This window comes from Bradyrhizobium sp. U531, assembly GCF_051710265.1.
Lineage (GTDB): Bacteria > Pseudomonadota > Alphaproteobacteria > Rhizobiales > Xanthobacteraceae > Bradyrhizobium.
Genome location: NZ_JASVEN010000001.1, coordinates 1,044,205 through 1,065,606 on the forward strand (window position 1 = coordinate 1,044,205; position 21,402 = coordinate 1,065,606).

At 64.0% G+C, this 21,402-nt stretch carries 19 protein-coding genes; 9 read left to right on the forward strand and 10 right to left on the reverse strand.

The window, feature by feature from the left end; translation table 11 throughout:
• Nucleotides 1-172 precede the first annotated feature (172 nt).
• The 3 genes from bamA (at nucleotide 173) to fabZ (ending at nucleotide 4,352) form a co-directional block, all read left to right on the forward strand.
• Nucleotides 173-2,698: an outer membrane protein assembly factor BamA gene (gene bamA / locus QRQ56_RS05215; protein WP_438738071.1), complete on the forward strand. Its 2,526-nt coding sequence runs from the start codon at nucleotides 173-175 to the stop codon at nucleotides 2,696-2,698.
• A gap of 128 nt (nucleotides 2,699-2,826) precedes the next feature.
• Nucleotides 2,827-3,894: a UDP-3-O-(3-hydroxymyristoyl)glucosamine N-acyltransferase gene (gene lpxD, locus QRQ56_RS05220; RefSeq protein ID WP_438738074.1), complete on the forward strand. Its 1,068-nt coding sequence runs from the start codon at nucleotides 2,827-2,829 to the stop codon at nucleotides 3,892-3,894.
• A complete protein-coding gene (gene fabZ / locus QRQ56_RS05225) occupies nucleotides 3,891-4,352 on the forward strand; it encodes a 3-hydroxyacyl-ACP dehydratase FabZ (RefSeq protein WP_438738076.1) in 462 nt (153 codons plus the stop codon). The genes lpxD and fabZ overlap by 4 nt, the downstream gene beginning before the upstream one ends.
• A 24-nt stretch (nucleotides 4,353-4,376) precedes the next feature.
• On the opposite strand, the gene QRQ56_RS05230 is transcribed toward fabZ, so the two are convergent.
• Nucleotides 4,377-4,700: a KTSC domain-containing protein gene (locus tag QRQ56_RS05230; protein ID WP_438738078.1), complete on the reverse strand. Its 324-nt coding sequence runs from the start codon at nucleotides 4,698-4,700 to the stop codon at nucleotides 4,377-4,379.
• 175 nt (nucleotides 4,701-4,875) lie between these two features.
• Between QRQ56_RS05230 and lpxA the strand changes: the two genes are divergently transcribed.
• The 4 genes from lpxA (at nucleotide 4,876) to QRQ56_RS05250 (ending at nucleotide 8,929) form a co-directional block, all read left to right on the forward strand.
• Nucleotides 4,876-5,667, forward strand: a complete 792-nt coding sequence (gene lpxA, locus QRQ56_RS05235) for an acyl-ACP--UDP-N-acetylglucosamine O-acyltransferase (RefSeq protein WP_438738079.1) — start codon at nucleotides 4,876-4,878, stop codon at nucleotides 5,665-5,667.
• Nucleotides 5,668-5,687: 20 nt separating this feature from the next.
• Nucleotides 5,688-6,545: an LpxI family protein gene (locus QRQ56_RS05240; protein WP_438740078.1), complete on the forward strand. Its 858-nt coding sequence runs from the start codon at nucleotides 5,688-5,690 to the stop codon at nucleotides 6,543-6,545.
• Nucleotides 6,542-7,726, forward strand: coding sequence for a lipid-A-disaccharide synthase (lpxB, locus tag QRQ56_RS05245; RefSeq protein WP_438738081.1), 1,185 nt, complete (start codon nucleotides 6,542-6,544; stop codon nucleotides 7,724-7,726). Before QRQ56_RS05240 ends, lpxB begins: the two co-directional genes overlap by 4 nt.
• Before the next feature lie 639 nt (nucleotides 7,727-8,365).
• A complete protein-coding gene (locus QRQ56_RS05250; RefSeq protein WP_438738082.1) occupies nucleotides 8,366-8,929 on the forward strand; it encodes a helix-turn-helix transcriptional regulator in 564 nt (187 codons plus the stop codon).
• Nucleotides 8,930-9,031: 102 nt separating this feature from the next.
• On the opposite strand, the gene QRQ56_RS05255 is transcribed toward QRQ56_RS05250, so the two are convergent.
• The 8 genes from QRQ56_RS05255 to gltX form a co-directional block, all read right to left on the reverse strand.
• On the reverse strand, nucleotides 9,032-9,799 hold the full coding sequence (locus QRQ56_RS05255; protein ID WP_438738084.1) for an SDR family NAD(P)-dependent oxidoreductase: 768 nt from the start codon (nucleotides 9,797-9,799) through the stop codon (nucleotides 9,032-9,034).
• Nucleotides 9,796-10,905 carry an ABC transporter ATP-binding protein gene (locus QRQ56_RS05260; RefSeq protein WP_438738086.1) on the reverse strand — a complete coding sequence of 370 codons (1,110 nt, stop codon included), beginning with the start codon at nucleotides 10,903-10,905 and terminating at the stop codon, nucleotides 9,796-9,798. Before QRQ56_RS05260 ends, QRQ56_RS05255 begins: the two co-directional genes overlap by 4 nt.
• A 10-nt stretch (nucleotides 10,906-10,915) precedes the next feature.
• Nucleotides 10,916-11,773: a carbohydrate ABC transporter permease gene (locus tag QRQ56_RS05265; RefSeq protein WP_438738088.1), complete on the reverse strand. Its 858-nt coding sequence runs from the start codon at nucleotides 11,771-11,773 to the stop codon at nucleotides 10,916-10,918.
• Entirely contained in the window at nucleotides 11,766-12,689 is a 924-nt protein-coding gene (locus QRQ56_RS05270; RefSeq protein ID WP_438738090.1) for a carbohydrate ABC transporter permease, read from the reverse strand. The genes QRQ56_RS05265 and QRQ56_RS05270 overlap by 8 nt, the downstream gene beginning before the upstream one ends.
• Nucleotides 12,686-13,972, reverse strand: coding sequence for an ABC transporter substrate-binding protein (locus QRQ56_RS05275; RefSeq protein ID WP_438738091.1), 1,287 nt, complete (start codon nucleotides 13,970-13,972; stop codon nucleotides 12,686-12,688). The genes QRQ56_RS05270 and QRQ56_RS05275 overlap by 4 nt, the downstream gene beginning before the upstream one ends.
• 59 nt (nucleotides 13,973-14,031) lie before the next feature.
• Nucleotides 14,032-15,210, reverse strand: a complete 1,179-nt coding sequence (locus QRQ56_RS05280; RefSeq protein WP_438738093.1) for an ROK family transcriptional regulator — start codon at nucleotides 15,208-15,210, stop codon at nucleotides 14,032-14,034.
• A 284-nt stretch (nucleotides 15,211-15,494) separates the two neighbouring features.
• The gene (gene gltA, locus QRQ56_RS05285; protein WP_438738096.1) at nucleotides 15,495-16,799 is read right to left on the reverse strand and encodes a citrate synthase; all 1,305 of its coding nucleotides are present in this window, start codon (nucleotides 16,797-16,799) and stop codon (nucleotides 15,495-15,497) included.
• A 145-nt stretch (nucleotides 16,800-16,944) separates the two neighbouring features.
• Nucleotides 16,945-18,369 carry a glutamate--tRNA ligase gene (gene gltX, locus QRQ56_RS05290; protein WP_438738098.1) on the reverse strand — a complete coding sequence of 475 codons (1,425 nt, stop codon included), beginning with the start codon at nucleotides 18,367-18,369 and terminating at the stop codon, nucleotides 16,945-16,947.
• A gap of 166 nt (nucleotides 18,370-18,535) precedes the next feature.
• On the opposite strand from gltX, the gene QRQ56_RS05295 reads away from it, so the two are divergent.
• A complete protein-coding gene (locus QRQ56_RS05295; RefSeq protein ID WP_438738100.1) occupies nucleotides 18,536-20,212 on the forward strand; it encodes a glutamine--tRNA ligase/YqeY domain fusion protein in 1,677 nt (558 codons plus the stop codon).
• 20 nt (nucleotides 20,213-20,232) lie between these two features.
• Nucleotides 20,233-20,619, forward strand: a complete 387-nt coding sequence (locus tag QRQ56_RS05300) for a nuclear transport factor 2 family protein (RefSeq protein ID WP_438738101.1) — start codon at nucleotides 20,233-20,235, stop codon at nucleotides 20,617-20,619.
• Here the strand turns inward: QRQ56_RS05300 and QRQ56_RS05305 are convergent.
• On the reverse strand, nucleotides 20,582-21,343 hold the full coding sequence (locus tag QRQ56_RS05305) for a hypothetical protein (protein WP_438738103.1): 762 nt from the start codon (nucleotides 21,341-21,343) through the stop codon (nucleotides 20,582-20,584). The two genes, QRQ56_RS05300 and QRQ56_RS05305, sit on opposite strands and share 38 nt — an antisense overlap.
• Nucleotides 21,344-21,402: the final 59 nt, after the last annotated feature.

A 21,402-nucleotide genomic window follows, 5' to 3' on the forward strand; every position in this document is an offset into this window, starting at 1 on the left:
GGCTTTTTTGTGGCGTTGCTGTTGAGCAACGTCTTGGAATGAAATGAAATTACGGCGCTTTCGGCCGTTTGCGGCGTCGGTGAAATTGGCTACAAGCGGCCTGAACTTGGGGAATCTTCCAGACCCGGCGTTGGGGTTGAGTCTGGCTCGGAATGATAAGGGCGCGTTGCGCATGAAGTTTGGACTGCGACTCCGGGGGGGCTTGCTCGCAACCCTGATCATGTTCGGCGCGGCGGTGGTTGCCCCGGTCGGGGCTGTTTTCGTGTCTTCGTCTGCGCTCGCTCAGACGGTGCAGTCGATTTCCGTCGAAGGGAATCGCCGCGTCGAGGTGGAGACGATCCGCTCCTATTTCAAGCCCGGTCCGGGCGGTCGCCTCGATCAAGGCGCGATCGATGACGGCCTCAAGGCTCTGATCGAGACCGGCCTGTTCCAGGACGTCAGGATCAACCGCGGCTCCGGCGGCCAGATTATCGTTTCCGTGGTCGAAAACCCGGTGATCGGCCGTGTCGCCTTCGAGGGCAACAAGAAGATCAAGGACGAGCAGCTCACCACTGAAGTCCAGTCGAAGGCGCGCGGCACCTTCTCGCGCGCCATGGTGCAGTCCGACACGCTGCGAATCGCCGAGATCTATCGCCGGTCGGGCCGCTATGACGTCCGCGTCACCCCTGAGATCATCGAGCAGCCGAACAACCGGGTCGACCTCATCTTCACGGTTGAGGAGGGCGCCAAGACCGGCGTCAAGTCGATCGAGTTCGTCGGTAACAATGCGTTCTCATCCTACCGCCTCAGGGACGTCATCAAGACCCGCGAATCGAACCTGCTGAGCTTCCTCGCCAGCGGTGACATCTACGATCCCGACCGCGTCGAAGCCGACCGCGACCTGATCCGCCGCTTCTATCTCAAGAACGGTTACGCCGACGTCCAGGTGGTCGCCGCGCTCACCGAATACGATCCGGAGAAGAAGGGCTTCAACGTCACCTTCAAGATCGAGGAAGGATCGCAGTACCGCGTCGGCGCGCTCGACTTCCGCTCCAGCATTCCGAACTTCGATCCCTCGTCGCTGCGCGCCTATTCGCGCGTCAATGTCGGCTCGCTCTACAACGTCGAATCGGTCGAGAAGTCGGTCGAGGAGATGCAGATCGAGGCCTCGCGCCGCGGCTATGCCTTTGCCGTGGTCCGTCCCGGCGGCGACCGCAATTTCGAGGCGCACACCGTCTCCGTCGTGTTCAACATCGACGAAGGCCCGCGCACCTATATCGAGCGCATCAACCTGCGCGGCAACACCCGTACGCGCGACTACGTGATCCGGCGCGAGTTCGACATCTCCGAGGGCGACGCCTACAACCGCGCGCTGGTTGACCGTGCCGAGCGGCGCCTGAAGAACCTCGACTACTTCAAGAGCGTGAAGATCACGACCGAGCCCGGCTCGTCGAGCGACCGCGTCATCCTGATCGTCGACATGGAAGAGAAATCGACCGGCGACTTCTCGGTCTCGGGCGGTTACTCCACCACGGACGGCGCGCTGGCCGAAGTCTCGATCTCCGAGCGCAATCTGCTCGGCCGGGGCCTGTTCGCCAAGGCGTCGGTAACCTACGGCCAGTATGCCCGCGGCTACTCGCTGTCGTTCGTCGAGCCTTATCTGCTCGACTACCGCGTCGCGCTCGGCCTCGACCTCTATCAGCGCCAGCAGCTGTCCAACAGCTACATCTCCTACGGCACCAAGACGCTCGGCTTCTCGCCGCGCCTCGGCTTCTCCTTGCGTGAAGACCTGTCGCTGCAGCTGCGCTACTCGGTCTACCAGCAGGAAATCACCCTGCCGTACTATCTGGCGAACTGTAACAACGTTGCCGGTTCTGCGTTCAACCCGAGCCCTGCCTTCGTGAATGCCAACGGCGGCGTTCCGGATCTCAGCTCGACCAACGGCCTCGGTTGCTACAGCGACGGCGAAGCCTCGCTGCCCGTGCGTAAGGAGCTTGCCAACGGCAAGACCCTGACCTCGGCGCTCGGCTACACGCTCACCTACAACACGCTGGACAACAACAAGAACCCGAGCGACGGTCTGCTCGTCGATTTCCGTCAGGATTTCGCTGGCGTCGGCGGCGACGTGTCCTACCTGAAGTCCGTCGTCGATGCGAAGTACTACACGCCGCTGGTGTCTGATATCGTCGGCCTCATCCGCGTGCAGAGCGGCATGTTGAACAAGATCGGAAGCGATCTGCGCATGCTCGATCACTTCCAGATGGGCCCGAACCTCGTCCGCGGCTTTGCCCCGAACGGCATCGGCCCGCGCGACTTGAACCCCTTCGGTTCTCGGGACGCTCTGGGCGGCACCAAGTACTGGGGCGCTTCGCTCGAATTGCAGATGCCGTTCTGGTTCCTGCCGAAGGAAGTGGGTTTGAAGGGCGCGGTCTATGCCGATGCCGGCGGTCTCTACGACTATAAGGGACCGACGAGCTGGGCGACGACCGGCGAAGTCAATCTGCCCGGCTGTGTTCCGTCGAGCGTCAATCCGGTGAGCGCGGGAACTTGTACCGGCCTCGTCTATGACGACAGCAAGGTCATCCGTTCGTCGGTCGGTGTCGGCCTGATCTGGCAGTCCCCGTTCGGTCCGCTGCGCTTCGACTACGCCGTGCCGCTCAGCAAGGGCAAGTACGACCGTACGCAGGAATTCCGGTTCGGCGGCGGCACCACGTTCTAATTCGATCAGCAGGGCATGAGCCGGCCCCCCATCGGGGCCGGCGTTCAAAAAGATCGTGCTCAGTCCATGAGATAAGGCATGATGCGGCTTGACCGCTTCATGCCGAAGCCGGACCGCGACGGGGTGGAATGGCGCAGCCGACCTTCTTCAAAAAGCCGCCGGCCTCGACGCTGGCCGAGATTGCCGCGCAGACCAAGGCGCAGCTGGTCGACCCCGCAAGGGGCGATCGCGTCGTCACGGGCCTTGCTTCGCTCGACGAAGCCGGCCCGATGCATTTGGCGTTTTTCGACAACCTCAAATATGCCCATGAGCTCAAGGCGACCCGGGCCGGGGCGTGCCTCGTGAGCCCGCGCTTCGAGGCCCAGGTGCCTGCCCATGTGGCCGTGCTGCGGGTGGCCCAGCCGTTCCGCGCCTTTGTCGGGATCGCCCGGGAATGGCACGGCGATGCGCTGCGCCCGCAATCCTGGTTCGGGATCGAGGGCATCGCGCCGTCGGCCATCATCGACCCCTCGGCCCGGATCGAGGACGACGTCATCGTCGAGCCGCTGACGGTCATCGGCCCGGATGTCGAGATCGGCAGCGGCAGCGTGATCGGCGCCGGCGCGGTCATCGGCCCCGGCGTCAAGATCGGCCGGGACTGCAATGTCGGCGCCCGCACGGCCATCCAGTGCGCCCTGATCGGCAACAACGTGCTGATCCATCCCGGCTGCTCGATCGGCCAGGATGGCTACGGGTTCATCTTCTTCGGCCCCGAGGGCCATCTGAAGGTGCCCCAGACCGGCCGCGTGCTGATCCAGAACAACGTGGAAGTCGGTGCCGGAACCACCATCGACCGCGGCTCGCTGCGCGACACCGTGATCGGCGAGGGCACCAAAATCGACAATCAGGTCCAGATCGGCCACAATGTGACGATCGGCCGGAATTGCCTGCTGGCGGCCCAGATCGGCCTCGCGGGCAGCCTGACGATCGGCGACAACGTGGCGCTGGGAGCAAAGGTTGGCATCAACAATCACGTCAAGATCGGCGATGGCGCCCAGGTCACCGCGATGAGCGGGGTCAAGGACGACATCCCGCCGGGCGGTCGCTGGGGGGGCTTCTTTGCCAAGCCGACCAAGCAATGGTTCAAGGAAATTATCGCGGTGGAGCGCCTGGTACGCGACAGCAAGGCCGATCCGAAGGACGAGGGACGGGAATGACGTCGGAATCACCTGTTAAGTTCGAGCTGGTGGACATCAACGCCATCCTCCAGACCCTGCCGCACCGTTTCCCGATGCTGCTGATCGACCGCGTGATCAACATCCGCGCCGACTACAGCGGCATCGGCATCAAGAACGTCACGTTCAACGAGCCGGCCTTCCAGGGGCATTTCCCGGAGCGCCCGGTCTATCCCGGCGTCATGATGATCGAGGCGATGGCCCAGACCGCGGGCGTGATCGGCATCAAGTCGGTTGAAGGCACCGAGAAGCCGCGGGCGGTCTATTTCCTCACCATCGACAAGTGCAAGTTCCGCAAGCCGGTGCTGCCCGGTGACACCATCGAGTATCACATGCGCTCGGTCGGCCGCCGCAAGGCGATGTGGTGGTTTCACGGCGACGCCAAGGTCAACGGCCAAGTGGTCGCGGAAGCCGACGTCGGCGCCATGCTGACGGACTGAGCGGTCCAGGCTGCCGAAATGGGCTTACGCGCGGCAGCCGTAGCGGCTGCCGGCAGTTTCTCGCCTGATATTCTGGTTGAAGAACCGTCCCATGGACGGCGCGCCGAGCAGGCTGTCGACCGTCTCGGCCGCGACACCGCAATAGCGGTCATACCTGCCGTCGACCGCCACGATGAGATCCTGCTGCGCGCGGTCGTAACAGACGCGTTGAAGCACCGTGCTCCGGGTGATGTCGCGGCATTCGAAAGTCTCGAGATCGACGAGGCGGCGTTCGCCGGTCTCGACCGTCTCGGACACGATCGGTGCCGTCACGAGCTGCGCGAGCAGAAGTGCCAGGGCCCTGACCACGATACCTGAGGCTCCACATGAACTTGTTGGCGAACGGGAATGGCCGCTTCATCCGATACTTGAAACACGGCGAGATGATACGTCACTGGACAGATCGGGCATAGTCGCGCTAACCACCGGAAAACTGAACGACTTCAACACATAATCAGAACTTCCTGACGAGTAAGATTGCTTGATGAGCAAGATTGATCCCACCGCACGGATCGCGGACGGCGCCGTGATCGGCGAGGGCACCGAGATCGGCCCCTATTGCATCATCGGCCCGAACGTCGTGATCGGCGCGAACTGCAAGCTGATCGGGCATGTGCACATCACCGCGCAGACGACCATCGGTGACGATTGCACCCTCTATCCCTTTGCCTCTCTGGGTACGCCGCCGCAGTCGCTCAGCTACCGGGGCGAGCTGACGAAGCTCCAGATCGGCTCCGGCTGCACCATCCGGGAATCCGTCACCATGAACGCCGGCACCGTCGCCGGCGGCGGCATCACCACGGTCGGCGATCGCGGCTACTTCATGAATTGCAGCCATGTCGGCCATGACTGCCATGTCGGCAATGACGTGATCTTCGCGACGTCGGCGACGCTCGGCGGTCATTGCGAGATCGGCGACTTCGTCTTCATTGGCGGCCTGTCCGCCGTGCACCAGTTCACCCGCATCGGCCCGCAGGTCATGGTCGGCGGCGTCTGCGGCGTCCGCGACGACATCATTCCGTTCGGCCTGGTCAACGGCCAGTACGCGGCGCTGGAAGGCCTCAACCTGATCGGCATGAAGCGGCGCAAGTTCACCAAGCAGCGGCTGGCGACCGTGCGCGCGTTCTACCAGAAACTCTTCCATGGCCCCGGCACCTTCGCCGAGCGGCTGGAGGCATCCAGGGCGCTTGCGGGCGAAGATCCCGCGATCGCCGAGATCCTCGACTTCATCGGCAAGGGCAAGCGCCCGCTCTGCCTTCCCGCCATCACGAAGTGATCTCGAAAATGGCCGCGGGCATGACATCGGCGGCTGCGGAGATCTCATCGCCGGTCGGCATCGTCGCCGGCGGCGGCGCGATGCCGTTCGCGGTCGCCGACTCGCTTGCCGCCCGCGGCATCACGCCGGTGCTGTTCCCGCTGCGCGGGGCCTGTGATCCGGCGCGGCTGGAGAAATTCCGCCACCGCTGGATCTCGGTCGGCCAGCTCGGCCGTGCGATGCGGCTGTTTCGCGAGGAGGGCTGCCGCGACCTGATCTTCATCGGCACATTGGTGCGGCCCTCGCTCGCGGAGATCCGGTTCGACGTCAAGACGCTGCGCCTGCTCGGCAACGTCATTCGCGCCTTTCGCGGCGGCGACGATCATCTTTTGTCCGGCGTCGGCCGCATCCTCGAGCAGGACGGTTTTCGCATGGTCGGCATCAAGGACGTCGCGCCTGATCTGCTGATGCCCGAGGGCTGCATCACGCGCGCCTGGCCCAGCGACACCGGCAAGACCGACATCGCGCGCGGCCGTGCCGTGCTGACCGCGCTCAGCCCGTTCGACATCGGTCAGGCCGCCGTGGTGATCGACGGCCATGTGGTGGCGGTCGAGGACATCGAGGGCACCGACGCGCTGCTGGCGCGCGTCGCCCGGCTGCGCGAGGAGGGGCGCATTCGCGCGGCCACGGGCCGCGGCGTGCTGGTGAAGGCGCCGAAGAGCAGCCAGGACCTGCGCTTCGACCTGCCGACGATTGGCCCGCGCACGCTCGAAGGTGTTGCGAAGGCCGGCCTTGCCGGCATCGCCGTCATTGCCGGCAACACCATCGCGGCCGAGCCTCAGGCGATGATTGCGTTCGCCGACGCCAAATACCTCTTCGTCATCGGTCTGCCGGCGTGATGCAGTCGCGCAACCCCGAGCGCAAGATCTTCCTGATCGCCACCGAGGAATCCGGCGACCGGCTCGGCAGTGCCTTGATGAAAGTGCTGCGCCAGCGCCTCGGCGACGGCGTCGAATTCGCAGGCGTCGGCGGCCGCACGATGGCGCGCGAGGGGCTTGAATCGCTGTTTCCGATCGAGGAGCTGTCGATCGTCGGCTTCGCGGCGGTGGTGCAGCAATTGCCGAAGATCCTGGGCTTGATCCGCAAGACCGTGGACGCCGTGACGGATGCCGCGCCCGATGCGCTCGTCATCATCGACAGCCCGGATTTCACCCACCGCGTCGCCCGCCGCGTGCGCGCGCGAAATCCTGATATCCGCGTCGTCAATTACGTCTCGCCGCAGCTTTGGGCGTGGCGGCCGGGGCGGGCGCGGACCATGCTCGGCTATGTCGACCATGTGCTCGGCCTGCTGCCGTTCGAGCCCGAGGAATACCGCAAGCTCGGCGGACCGCCATGCAGCTATGTCGGCCATCCCCTGATTGAGCAATTGTCCGCGCTGCGGCCGAACGCCGAAGAGCAGGCGCGCCGCAACGCTGAACCGCCGGTGCTGCTGGTGCTGCCCGGCAGCCGTCGCAGCGAGGTCAGGCACCATCTCGACGTGTTCGGCGCAACGATCGGACGCTTGCAGGCCGAGGGGCGTACGTTCGAGCTGATCCTGCCGACCATGCCGCATCTCGAAGCCACCATCCGCGAGGGCAGCGCGAACTGGCTGGTCAAGCCAAGAATCGTGACCGGCGAGAACGAGAAGCGCGCCGCGTTCCGCATCGCGCGCGCGGCGCTGGCCAAGTCAGGCACGGTGACGCTGGAGCTCGCGCTGTCGGGCATTCCGATGGTGACCGCCTATCGCGTCGGTGCGATCGAGGCCTTCATCCTGCGCCGCGCGATCCGCGTCTCCTCGGTGATCCTTGCCAATCTCGTGATCGGCAAGGACGTCATTCCGGAATATCTCCAGGAGGACTGCACCCCGGAGAAGCTGGCGCCGGCGCTTCATGACGTGCTGACGGATTCCCCGCTGCGGCGGCAGCAGATCGAGGCCTTTGCCCAGCTCGATCAGATCATGTCGACCGGCAACAAATCGCCGAGCGTACTGGCGGCCGATGTCGTGCTGGCCACGATGCGCAAGGGTGGGCGACCAAGCTAGGCGGGCCCCGCAAGCGTCGGCTGGCAGCGGCCGAGCGGAAGTCACTTGGTTTGAGCGCAATTGGCGGCTTTTGACCCGAAGCGGACTTTTCGCCAACCGCCTCGATCGCGATTGTCACGATGGAGGCTATCGCGCTTACGATCCTCGATTATCTGGAGGGCCGCGTTGACAACGGCGGCATCGGTGTGGCTGCAAAAAAAACGCGTTGCCGCGCTTTACCGTGCTTGTTCTTGGGCGGTCTCCGACACCTTCAGAACGAAGTCGTTTTCCCCGCCGTCCTGGCCCTCGATCGCTCGACGACGAGCGACTGATCGAACAGGAACGCCGTCTTGGTGAACGGCTTCTTCGCCATTCGCAGCACCTTCAACCTGCTCCTCTCAGCCGCTTAGCTAGGCGGGGCATTTTGCTTTGATGGTGCAGTTACGGACGGAAAACACCTGCGTTCAAAATCAGCGCGCCGATTGAGCGCCGACCCGCGGAACCGCAGCGCCAGGAGGATTACCGGGGCCAGCTTTACCCTTGATGTCTGAAGTTCCAGGGCCAGCTTTTCCGTTCAGCGCAACGCCAGGCGGGTTCCCCGGCCCAGCTTTTCCTTTTAGATCAACATTGTTTCTGCTTACGACAGGCTTGCCGGTTTGAATGAAAATTTTGCCCCCCGACGTCGCAGCCGGCAGCCGCTGTTCGGCCGGACGGCGTTGCGCCGCTGTTTCCGCCTGCGCATTGCTGACCAACGAGCCAACGAAAGATAGAAAAGCAACTAAAGCAACCGAAGCAAAGCGATTAATCATCGAAGCCTCCCGAGCGCATGAAATCATCATTACGGTGAGCAGCTTTATCGTTGTCATTCCCCGACCTTCGTCATTGCTCGACAATTACAGGCGCAAGACTGGGTCGCCACCGGCAAATGCCGGGGGCGGTGAGGTGTTTTCCGGAGGCGACACGATCCCGGTATTCACACCGGTCAAGCTGAGTGAGCTCGTTCCCGCGCCCGGGGCGCTTTTTGGACTGTTCGACCTTACGCGGGCCGACACAAGCCTGGCGATCAACGTAGCCTCTGGCCAGCCTGTCAAGGCGGCGGCGGATGCGATCGGCATCAAGTTCACGACCGCGCGCTCGTGCCTTGAGCAGATTTTCCGCAAAACGGGTACTATCCAGCAAAGTCAGCTCGTTGCGTTGCTGAAGAGTGCAAGCGCGATTCGTTGACCCAGCTGTGTACGCTATTGGCCCAAGGACGACCTGCGTCAACGTATGCTTCGCGTCTGCTTCCGAGAATAAAGTGGACCCAAGACAAAATGGGTGCACACCTTAGGCGAGCCCCGCGTCGACGCGAAAACACTGGCTGGTGATGCGCTGGCTTTCGTCGGAGGCGAGGAACAGCGCCATATTGGCGATGTCCTCGGGCGTGACGGCATCCGGAACGGCCTGGCGCGCGCGCATCTCGGTGATGACCGTCTCGTCCGGATACCACAGCCGTCGCTGCCGTTCGGTGATCACCATGCCGGGCGCAATCGCGTTGACGCGGATACGGTCGGGGCCGACCAGGCGCGCCAGCGAGTTGGTGAAACCAACGATCGCCGCCTTGGCGCCTGCATAGACCGGCAGCGCCGGCGCACCGCGCATCCAGGCGATCGACGACATGTTGATGATCGAGCCGCCGCCGCGCGCCTTCATCTGGGGCACCACCGCTTGCGCGGCAAAAAAGACGTGCCTGAAATTGACGCCGGTCATCCAGTCGAACTCGGCGGGCGTCACGTCGGCCAGCACCTGACGGTGATCGTTGGCCGCATTGTTGACGAGCACCGCGGCATTGCCGAGCTTTCGCTGAACCTCCGCCATGGCGGCGCGCAAGGCCTCGATGTCCAGGAGGTCGCTGGGCACGAACAGCGGCGCCGTATCGCATGCCGCCCCGACCTCCGCGGCCAGCGCCGCACCGGCCGCCTGGTCGATATCGAGGAAGGCGACGCGGGCGCGCTGGGCGGCGAAGGCGCGCACGAAGGCGGCACCAATGCCGCTGGCGCCGCCGGTGATCAGCACCACGCGGTCCGCGAGGCTCGAATAGCTCGTCTTGGTCATGCGATCAGTCGCTCCGTCTCGGGGTCGAACAGGCAAATGCGGCGGGTGTCGAGCGCGAAGGAGGCGGACGTGCCGGGCGTGGGACGGATGTCGGGCGAGATCCGCGCCATCGCGGGCTCGCCGCCGAGCCGCAGCGACACCATGGTCTCGGCACCGGTCGGCTCGACCATGTCCACGGGAGCCTCGACGAGGACGGGCGCTTCCTCTGAGAACGCGCGGTTGCCTTCGGCGATACATTCCGGCCTGATGCCGACCACCACCTCGCGCCCGACAAAGGATGCCGCGCCGTCATATTGTCCGAGGCGCAGGCGGACCTCGTCCGGCCGGCCGGCGCCGATCACGGCCACCAGCCCGTCACTGTCGCTCTCGAGCCGGGCCGCCATGGTGTTCATCGGGGGCGAGCCCATGAAGCGCGCGACGAACAGGTTGGCGGGGTAGCGATACACCGTATCGGGATCGGCGAATTGCTGCACGCGGCCCTGATGCATCACGGCGATCCGCGTCGCCATCGTCATGGCCTCGATCTGGTCGTGGGTGACATAGACGATGGTGGCGCCGATGCGCTGGTGCAGCCGCTTGATCTCCATCCGCATCTCCACGCGCAGCTTGGCGTCGAGATTGGAGAGCGGCTCGTCGAACAGAAAGAGCAGGGGATCCCGTACCAATGCGCGCCCCATCGCGACGCGCTGGCGCTGGCCGCCGGAGAGCTGCGACGGCTTGCGGCCGAGCAGCGGCTCGATCTGCAGCAGCTTTGCGACGTTCGCGACCGCGGCGTCCTGCGCGGCCTTGGGCACGTGACGGCACTCCATGCCGAAGGTGATGTTCTGGCGCACCGTCATCGACGGATAGAGCGCGTAGGACTGGAACACCATGGCGATGTCGCGGTCTTTCGGGGCAACATCGTTGACCACGCGCCCGCCGATCTCGATCGTTCCGGCGCTCGGACGGTCAAGCCCGGCGACGATGTTGAGCAGGGTGGACTTGCCGCAGCCGGACGGTCCGACCAGCACGGTGAACTCGCCGCTCTCGATGTCGAGCGCGATGTCCTTCAGCACCTCCAGATTGGCGTAGCGCTTGGACAGGTCGCGAATGCTCAGGGCTGCCATGATCGCTCCATCATTTCACGGCCCCGGCAGTCAGGCCGCGGACGAAATATTTGCCGCCGAGGAGATAGATCAACAGCGTGGGGAGCGCGGCGATGATCACCGCTGCGCTCTGCACGCCATGCTGCGGGATATCGGCGACTGCTGCGGACAGCGCGATGAGCGCCGCCGTGACCGGCTGCTGCTGGCCGTTCGTGAACGTCACGCCATAGAGAAACTCGTTCCAGATATGCGTGAACTGCCAGATCACGGTGACGATCAGGATCGGTCCCGAGAGCGGCAGGATGATGCGCCAGAAGATACGGAAGAACCCGGCGCCGTCGATACGCGCAGCCCTGATCAATTCATGGGGAATGGCGACGTAATAGTTGCGGCAGAACAGCGTGGTGAACGACAGCCCCTGGATGGTGTGGATCAAGACGAGGCCGGTCAGTGTGTTGATGAGACCGATGTCCCTGAGCACGATGGTCCAGGGCAGGAGGCGCATCTGCTGCGGCAGGAAAAGGCCAAGCGTCACGATCCCGTAGATCCAGTTGTCGCCGCGAAAGCGCCAGAGCGACACGGCGTAGCCGGCGATCGCACCGAGCAGGGTCGAGAAGATCGTCGCGGGGATAGTGACCAGCGCCGAGTTCAGCATGTAGGGCCGGATGCCGGAGCAGGTCTCGGCGACGCAAAATCCGCTCCAGGCCGCGGCGTAATTGCTCCAGGCCAGATGCTGCGGCCAGCCGATCATCGAGCCCTGCGCGATCTCCTCATTGGTGCGGAGCGAGTTCAGGACGACGACGGCGAGCGGCGCGAGCCAGGCTGCGGCGATCAGCGAAACGGCGAGGTAGATCAGGATCCGGCTCGGGGTGAAGCTGCGTTCACGCATGACCGGCCCGCCGCCGCTGGAGATACCGCCATGCTGCATAGGGCACCAGCACCGCCAGAAGAATGAGCAGCATCAGCACGGCCGCCGCGGCGCCCCGGCCGAGCAGGCTGCGCTGGAACATCAAATCGTAGACGACGAGAGCGGGCAGCTGGGTCGCAATTCCCGGCCCGCCATTGGTGAGCGCGCGAACGAGGTCGAACGCCGAAATCGCGAACTGCAGCTGGATCACGACGACGGTGATGGTGATCGGCCAAAGCGACGGCAGGATGATGCGCCGGTAGATGCGGACCGGCCCGGCGCCGTCGATCTGCGCGGCCTTGATGATGTCGGCGTCGACGGAGCGCAGGCCGGCGAGGAAGAGGGCCATGGCAAAGCCCGAGGATTGCCAGATCGCCGCGATGACGATGGTCCAGATCGCCATGTCGCGGTCGATCAGCCAGTCGAATTTGAACGAGGTCCAGCCGAGGTCGTGGACCAGCTTCTGGATGCCGAGGCCGGGATTGAGCAGCCAGCTCCAGACCGTGCCGGTGACTACGAACGACACCGCGAGGGGATAGAGGAAGATCGATCGCAGCACGTTCTCGCCGCGAATGCGCTGATCGAGCAGGATCGCGAGGATGAGGCCGGTCGCCGCGCTCAACACCACGAAGGCGCAGCCGAACAGCAGCAGATTGTCGAGGGCGATCTGCCAGTTCCGCGACGCCGCGACCGCTGAATAGTTGCGCAAGCCCACCCAGCCCGAGACCGGAATCAGCGTGGACGGCGTGAACGAGATCCAGATCGTCCACAGCGAGAACGACACGAGGTGCGCGGCGGACAATAGCAGCGGCACCCAGATCATCAGATATTCGGGCAGCCGGCGCACCCATTCGGGGAGCGCCGGCCGACCCGGTCTAATCGCGGCGGCATTGCTCAACGCGCGCCCTCGACCGCCTCTGCGAGGCGCGTGGCCGCCTGATCGGGCTTGATCGACTTGTTCTTCACGTACTCCGTGATCACGTCGATCATCGCGGCCGTCATGCCGTTTTCCTGCGCCATGTTGTGCGCCATGCTCAGCACGGCCTGATTGCTGGCGATGGCGTCCTTCAGGGCCTTTGCGGTCGTCCGTTGACCCTCCGACCAGCCTTCGCCCGACAGGTCGACGTCGGTGCGCACGGGGATCGACCCCGTGATCTGCGAGTACATGGTCTGGATCGCGGGATCCATCACGAGCTGGGCCATCAGCGTCTGGCCAGCCTGCAGGTCGGCCTCCTTGCGCTGCCAGAAGATGAAGGCGTCGGCGTTCAGCAGGAAGACAGGCTTGCCATTGTCGCTGGGACCCGGCGCAATGGTGAAGTCCTCGAACTTGAAGCCGGCATTGCGCAGCACGCCCTGCGCCCAGCCGCCCATGATCATCATGCCCATGTCGCCGTCGACGAAGCGCTTCAGATTGGTCGAGAAGTGCTGGGCGCCGACATTGGGGTCCATCCAGTCGGCGATCTTGCGCACCTGCGCGAACGCCGCCTTGATCTCGGGACCCTCGAGGGCCTTCTTCTCGAGATTCATCATGGCGGCGCGATAGGCGAGCGGACTGATGCCGGCGAGGGCCGCCTCGAATTTCTGCCCGTCGTCCGGACGCGTGCCGCCGTTGGCGACGGGGAAGGGGACGCCGCCCGCTTTCATCTTTTCGGCGAGGTCGTTGAACTCCGCCCATGTGACCGGGATCTTGTCGGCCTTGGCCTTGTCCATGGCGCGCTTGGACAGGAACAGCATGTTGGTACTGTAGATCTGCAGCGGCAGCGCGATCCATTTGCCGCCGGGCTTGTGCAGCTTCGCAAGGTCGGGCGCGACGACCTTCTCGTAGCCCGCGGCGGCGACGACGGCGTCGAGATCGAGGGTCGGGGCAATCTTCGACCAGGCTGCGATCTCGGGGCCCTTGAGCTGCGAGCAGGCGGGCGGATCGCCGGCCATGATCTGGGCACGCAGCTTATTCATCATCTCGGTGGTGAAACCGGGGACGGGCGAATGCTGCCAGACGCCTCCCTTCTCCTCGAACTTCTTGCCGAGTGCGGTGATGGCTGCGCCATCGCTGCCCGCGGACCATTGCGAGATTGCGGTCAAGCGCGGCTTGACGGCCCCTTGCGCGCGGGCAAATGCCGGCAGTGCGAGTGTGGCAACGGATCCAGCGAGCAGACGACGCCTGGTTGTTGTGATCGGCATGGCAGTTCCTCCCGGTGTGAAGTCTTGGCGCGTGTGAGAAGTGCAAGGCTCAGCGCATGTCAGGCCGCCTCCGTCGATGAAGCGGGCATGCCGCCCCGGCTGGCGAGACAAAAGGCGGCGAAGGCGAGCGCGGCCTGCGGGTCGTTGCCGGTCGAGGGCGGCACGAAGGCGAGGGACACTTGCGCCAGCTTGCGCCCGCCGAGGAGACACGCGTCGATGCCTTCGACCACGGCGTTGCGATCGTCGTCGGCGAGCAGCGACGGCCAGCCGCTGATCGCGATGCCGCGACACGGCTTGACGTTCAGCGTGTTGCCGATGGCGAGACCGAGCCTGAACAGCCGCTGGCGCAATTCCTGGCGGACCCGCGACGTAAGCGGGATCGTCGTCACCCACTCACTCCCGAGCTGGAGCAGTTCCGCTTCGCCGACCCGCAGCAGCTCGGCCAGTGCCGGCAGCGACGTATAGGCTTCGACGCAGCCGTGATGGCCGCAGCGGCAACGCGGACCCTCGGTTCCGAAGACCATGTGGCCGAGCTCGACCGGCTGCAGCGTATCCTCCTCGAACGGATCGCCCATCCACGTCCCCGCAACGCCCTGGCCGACAAACACGAACAGGTGCGCATCGCTGAACGGGTAGTCTTCCCTCCGGCAGCGGTGAAAGGTGGCATGTGCGACCACCGAATTGGTGAAGGCGACGGGAACGTCCGCAAACAGATCGGCGACCATGTCGCCGATCTGCTCGACGTTGCAGGGGATGATCGGGTTGCCGAATTCGCTCAACCGGCCGAGGCCGGGAATGGTGATGCCGATCTGCGCAAGCGCGATGCGGCGCCGGCGCGTCCAGTCGTGCAGCAGGCCCAGCGCTTCGCGGAACAGGCGGCCGACAGTCTCCATGGCTGGCTTCTTCGGCAGCGGCAAACGCTCGGTGTAATGCATTTCGCCCGACAGGCTGCCGACGCCGAGGGTCAACCACTGACTGTTCAACTCGAGGGCTGCGAGGGCCACCGAGCCATCGAGCGACACCAGCGCAGTCGGGCCGCCGACGTAAGGGGCGGGGCGCCGCACTTCCTCGATCAGGCCTTCGGCCTTGAGGTCGAACAGGATGCGCGACAGGCTCGCTTCCGACAGGCGCACGGCCTTGGCCAGCGGCGGGCGGAACGAGCCGCCCGACTGAAGCAGATGGGTCAAAATGGCAGCGCGCGTCTGCCGCCGACTTCGCGGCTGCTCCGGCATTTCCATTCCCTGTCGTCATTCTTACTTAGTGTAAGAATGCGCGCGGAGCGTTTCCGCTGTCAAGCGATCGCCGGTGCAATGCGCCGACTTGTTGTTGTGCGCGGCAGCAAGCGCAGCCCCATTCGCGCAGGTTCGTAGGGTGGGCAAAGCGAAGCGTGCCCACATCTTGTTCTGGTCGAGAGAGATGGTGGGCACGGCGCTTCGCGCCTTTGCCCATCCTACAACACCGCCTCAAACGAAAACGGCGCCATCTTGCGATGGCGCCGTTCCAAGAGCCGTATCGGCTGGATTTACTTGCGATCCTTCATCGCGACGTAGTCGCGCTTGGTGACGCCGGTATAGAGCTGGCGCGGACGGCCGATCTTCTGCTGCGGATCCTCGATCATCTCGCTCCACTGGCTGATCCAGCCGACGGTGCGGGCGACCGCGAACAGCACGGTGAACATCGAGACCGGGAAGCCCATCGCCTTCAGCGTGATGCCCGAATAGAAGTCGACGTTCGGGTACAGCTTGCGGTCGATGAAGTACTGGTCGCTGAGCGCGATCTTCTCGAGCTCGAGCGCCACCTTCAGCATCGGATCGTCGCCGTGGCCGGTCTCCTTGAGCACGGCGTGACACATCTTCTGCATGATCTTGGCGCGCGGATCGTAGTTCTTGTAGACGCGGTGGCCGAAGCCCATCAGGCGGACTTCGGAGTTCTTGTCCTTCACCTTGGCGATGAACTCGGGGATCTTGTCCACGGTGCCGATCTCGGCGAGCATCGCGAGCGCGGCTTCGTTGGCGCCGCCATGCGCCGGGCCCCAGAGGCAGGCGATGCCGGCGGCGATGCAGGCGAACGGGTTGGCGCCCGAGGAGCCGGCGATACGCACCGTCGAGGTCGAGGCGTTCTGCTCGTGGTCGGCATGCAGGATGAAGATCTTGTCCAGCGCGTCAGCCAGCACCGGGTTGATCTTGTAGTCCTCGCACGGGACGGCGAAGCACATGTTGAGGAAGTTCTCGGCGAAGGAGAGCGAGTTCTTCGGATACACGAAGGGCTGGCCGACGGTGTACTTGTAGGCCATCGCCGCCAAGGTCGGGATCTTCGCGATCATGCGCATGGAAGCGATCATGCGCTGCTTGGGATCGTTGATGTCGGTGCTGTCGTGGTAGAACGCGGCGAGCGCGCCGACCGAAGCCACCATCACTGCCATCGGATGGGCGTCGCGGCGGAAGCCCTGGAAGAAGCGGGCCATCTGCTCGTGCACCATCGTGTGATGGATCACGCGGTCGTCGAAATCCTTCTTCTGCGCGGCGGTCGGCAGATTCCCGTAGAGCAGCAGATAGCAGGTCTCGAGGAAGTCGCCGTTTTCGGCCAGCTGCTCGATCGGGTAACCGCGGTATTCCAGCACGCCCGCGTCACCGTCGATATAGGTGATCTTGGACTGGCAGCTCGCGGTGGAGGTGAAGCCGGGATCGTAGGTAAACAGGCCGGACTGGCCGTAGAGCTTGCCGATATCGATGACATCAGGTCCGACGCTGCCGCTGTGGATCGGAAGATCGTAATTCTTGTTTCCGACCGTCAGCGTGGCGGTCTTGTTGCTTGGTTTTGCGTCCATCGTAGGTCCCCGATGTGTGGTGAAACGGGCCGGAGCCGGAGGCCCCTCGCGAGATCATGGGGGCAGGCCGGAAGTTCCAGAATGTACGGGGAGATGGGTATATTATTGCTGTGTGCGCTGCAAGATCGCCGCACGCATGATCGACTTACGTCGTAGACTGATCCTTAAGGCGGCCAAGGCTCTCCTGGCGTCCAAGGACGTCCAAAACCTCAAATATACCAGGCGACGTCGTCCGTCCCGTCAGCGCGGCCCGCAAGGGCTGGGCGACCGCGCCGAGCTTGAGACTATTTTCCTCGGCAAAAGCGCGCAGCGCGGCTTCGGTGTTGGCGCCGCTCCACGTCTCGACTTTCTCCAGCGCGGAATGAAGCTGGCCGATCAGCTTGCGGTTTTCGGGCGTCAGCAGCGCCTGCGCCTTGGCGTCGAGCTCCAGCGGCCGGTCGGCGAAGATGAAATAGGCGCCGTCGATCAGCTCGATCAGCGTCTTGGCGCGCTCCTTCAGGGCCGGCATGGCCTTCACGAGCTGCGCGCGCGTGGTGTCGTTTAACTTGGCCTTAAGCTCGCTCCGCCCCGGCACGTGGTCGAGCACGTCCTCGAACATCTTCACGAGCGATTGATCGTCGGCGTGGCGGATGTAGTGGCCGTTGAGGTTCTCCAACTTGGCGAAATCGAAGCGGGCGGCGGCACGGCCGACGCTGGCGAGGTCGAATGCTGCGATCATCTCCTCGGTCGAGAAGATCTCCTGGTCGCCATGGCTCCAGCCGAGCCGGACGAGGTAATTGCGCAGCGCCGCCGGGAGGTATCCCATGGCGCGGTAGGCGTCGACGCCGAGCGCGCCGTGGCGCTTGGAGAGCTTCGAACCATCCGGACCGTGGATCAGCGGGATGTGGGACATGCTGGGCAGGGTCCAGCCCATCGCATCGTAGATCTGCTTCTGGCGGGCCGCGTTGATCAGGTGGTCGTCGCCGCGGATCACATGGGTGACGCCCATGTCGTGGTCGTCGACCACCACAGCGAGCATGTAGGTCGGGTTGCCATCACCGCGCAGCAGGACGAGGTCGTCGAGGTTCTCGTTCTGCCAGACCACGCGGCCCTGAACCTGGTCCTCGATCACGGTCTCGCCGGTCTGCGGCGCGCGCAGGCGGATGGTCGGCTTGACGTCGGACGGGGCGGTCGCGGGATCGCGGTCGCGCCATAGGCCGTCATAGAGGCGGGTGCGGCCCTCGGCGCGCGCCTTCTCGCGCATCGCGGTGAGCTCCTCGGCGGTGGCGTAGCAGCGATAGGCCTTGCCGTCGGCGAGCAGCTGCTCGGCGACCTCGCGGTGGCGCGCGGCGCGGGCGAATTGGTAGATGACCTCGCCGTCCCAGCCGAGCTCGAGCCATTTCAGCCCGTCGAGGATGGCTCCGATCGCCGCTTCCGTGGACCGCTCCCGGTCGGTGTCCTCGATCCGCAGCAGCATCTTGCCGCCATGCTTCTTCGCATAGAGCCAGTTGAACAGCGCGGTGCGGGCGCCCCCGATATGGAGGAAGCCGGTCGGCGAGGGGGCAAAGCGGGTGACGACGGGGGAGGTCATTCTTGGCAGGGCCTATGCATTGGAAGCGGTGGTATATAACAGGACCGCGGCATAACTAAAGCCCGGTGGCGGACCGCCGGATCTCGCTTAAGCCCGTGCTTAAGCTCTTGGCTCAGCCGAGCGAATTTGGCAGAAGGACCGCTGATTTCCCGACAGGATTTTCGTAATGACAGAACCGGTGGCAGCTGAGGTTGGGCGCGATTTCATTCGTGACATCATCCAGGCCGACCTCGACCAGGGCAAGTACAGGGAAATCGTGACCCGGTTCCCGCCGGAGCCGAACGGCTACCTGCATATTGGCCATGCCAAGTCGATCGCACTGAATTTCGGCATCGCCCAGGAGTTTCCCGGCCGCTGCCATCTGCGCTTTGACGACACCAATCCGGTCAAGGAAGAGCAGGAATATATCGATTCCATCCAGGCCGACGTGCGCTGGCTCGGCTTCGACTGGGGCAAGAACCTGTTCTTCGCTTCCGACTATTTCGACCGCCTGTACGAATGGGCGGAGAAGCTGATCGGCGACGGGCTCGCCTATGTCGACGACCAGACCCAGGAGGAGATCCGCCTCTCGCGCGGCACGCTGACCGAACCGGGCAAGAACTCGCCGTTCCGCGACCGCAGCGTGGACGAGAACCTCGACCTGTTCCGCCGCATGAAGGCCGGCGAATTCCCGAACGGCGCGCGCGTGCTGCGCGCCAAGATCGACATGTCCGCGGGCAACATCAACCTGCGCGACCCCGTGCTGTACCGCATCCTGCACGCGCACCATCCGCGTACCGGCACCAAGTGGCACATCTATCCGAGCTACGACTATGCGCACGGCCAGTCCGACGCGATCGAGGGCATCACGCATTCGATCTGCACGCTGGAGTTCGAGGACCACCGGCCGCTCTACGACTGGTTCATCGAAAAGCTGCCGGTGCCGTCGCAGCCGCATCAGTATGAATTCGCGCGGCTGAACCTGACCTACACGCTGCTGTCCAAGCGCGTGCTGACCCAGCTCGTCCGCGACGGCCATGTCGCGGGCTGGGACGATCCGCGCATGCCGACCATGGCGGGCATGCGCCGCCGCGGCGTGCCGCCGGCCGCTCTTCGCGAGTTCGTCAAGCGCATCGGCGTTGCCAAGGCCAACAGCGTGGTCGATGTCGGCATGTTGGAGTTCTGCATCCGCGAGGAACTGAACCGCACCGCGCAGCGCCGCATGGGCGTGCTGAAGCCGCTCAAGGTCGTGATCGAGAATTATCCGGAAGGGCAGACCGAGGAGCTGGAAGCGATCAATCATCCGGACGATCCGAGCGCCGGCACTCGCAAAATCACGTTTGGTCGCGAGCTCTATATCGAGCAGGACGACTTCATGGAGAACCCGCCGAAGAAGTTCTTCCGCCTGTCGCCGGGCAACGAGGTGCGGCTGCGCTACGCCTATTTCGTCAAATGCACCGGCGTAATCAAGAACGACAAGGGCGAGGTGGTCGAGCTGCGCTGCACCTACGATCCCGCGACCAAGGGCGGCAACGCGCCCGACGGCCGCAAGGTCAAGGCGACCATGCACTGGCTGCCGGCGGCGACGTCCGTGCCCGCAGAGATCCGCATCTACAACCAGCTGTTCGCCAATCCGAGCCCGGACGCCTCGAACTTCGCGGCGGATCTCAATCCGAATTCGCTGGAGATCCTCGCCGACGCCCGCATCGAGGCGTCGGTGGCCGAGAGCAATGCGACCGAGCCGATGCAGTTCGAGCGCCAGGGCTATTTCGTGCGCGACAAGGACTCGACTCCCGGCAAGCCGGTGTTTTCGCGCACTATCGGCCTGCGCGATACCTTCGCGAAGGAAGTGGCGAAGGGCTGAGGCAAAGGACTGAAAACGACATGAGCAACGAAGCCGACGCCATCGTTTCTGCCATCATCGCGAAATGGTGCGCCGGCTTCGCGACGCTCGACGCGGCTGCGCTGTCCGCGCTCTATGCGAAGAACGCGTTCTTCTTCGGCTCCAACCCAAAACTCTATCGGGGCAGGGACGGCGTTGCCGATTACTTCAACGGCCTGCCGCGCTGGCGCAAGCCGAGCGCGACTTTCTCCGAGGTCAATGCTGCGCAGGCCGGCCCTGATCTCATCAACATGGGTGCGACCATCACCTTCGACCTCGCCGGCGAACGCCCCGATCTCGTCGTCAAGATGAGCTGGGTGATCATCCCTGAGGATGGCGACTGGAAGATCGTCAATCACCACGCTTCGGCGAAGGCGCCGCTGATCTAGCAGGCTGTCCGGTAGAGGGGGCGGCGTTGTTTCCGGATGTACCCGGATTCGGTGTCATATAGCGCGTTATGGCCTTTGGAAAAGTAACGTGCAGGCGTTCCGCGAGGTTGGTCCTGGCCTCGTTACTCAAGGGCTCCACTTTGGTCCGGGCGTTAAATGTGCGCCTTCCAAAGAGTGGTGTCGGGACGAAGTTATAGTCGATGAAGAAGGACCCGATATTGACGATCTCGTTGCTTCCAATCCGAAATCGGGCAAAATCCCCCTTGAGTTCGATACCGGCGCTTGGCTGTGTGCAACCCACTTTTTGCAAGGTGTATGTCCCGGGGGGCAGCACAGCTACCGCTCCATATGACGCGCCGCTAAGAATACGACCGAACAGCCTCGGCGTTGTCTCGACCTCGAACGTATTACTTTCGCCCTTGTCGGAAACCACGGTGACCCAGATGTCCTGACACATCGGCACGCGTGAACTCTCTTCGATCAGGCGTGCGTGCATGAAGACGAGAGAAGTGCCTGGAGTTCGCTCTCGAGCCCTCTTCAGTCTATCCGAGATTCTCTCTTCGGTCTGTGTGTCAGCACGCGCGATCGTAACACTCACAAATGAAAGAATGAGACTGAGGAAAATGTAACGCTTCGTCATATGGTCATGAGGATCAAGAAGGAGGGGAAACGCGCGGACTTTTGTTGCAATTTTTAGTTGCGCATGAAGTGCATCCTGCGTCAAGCATGCAACTGGAAATAGGGCGAGCTGCCGCTTATGAACGAAAGATCGTCTCCCGCGTT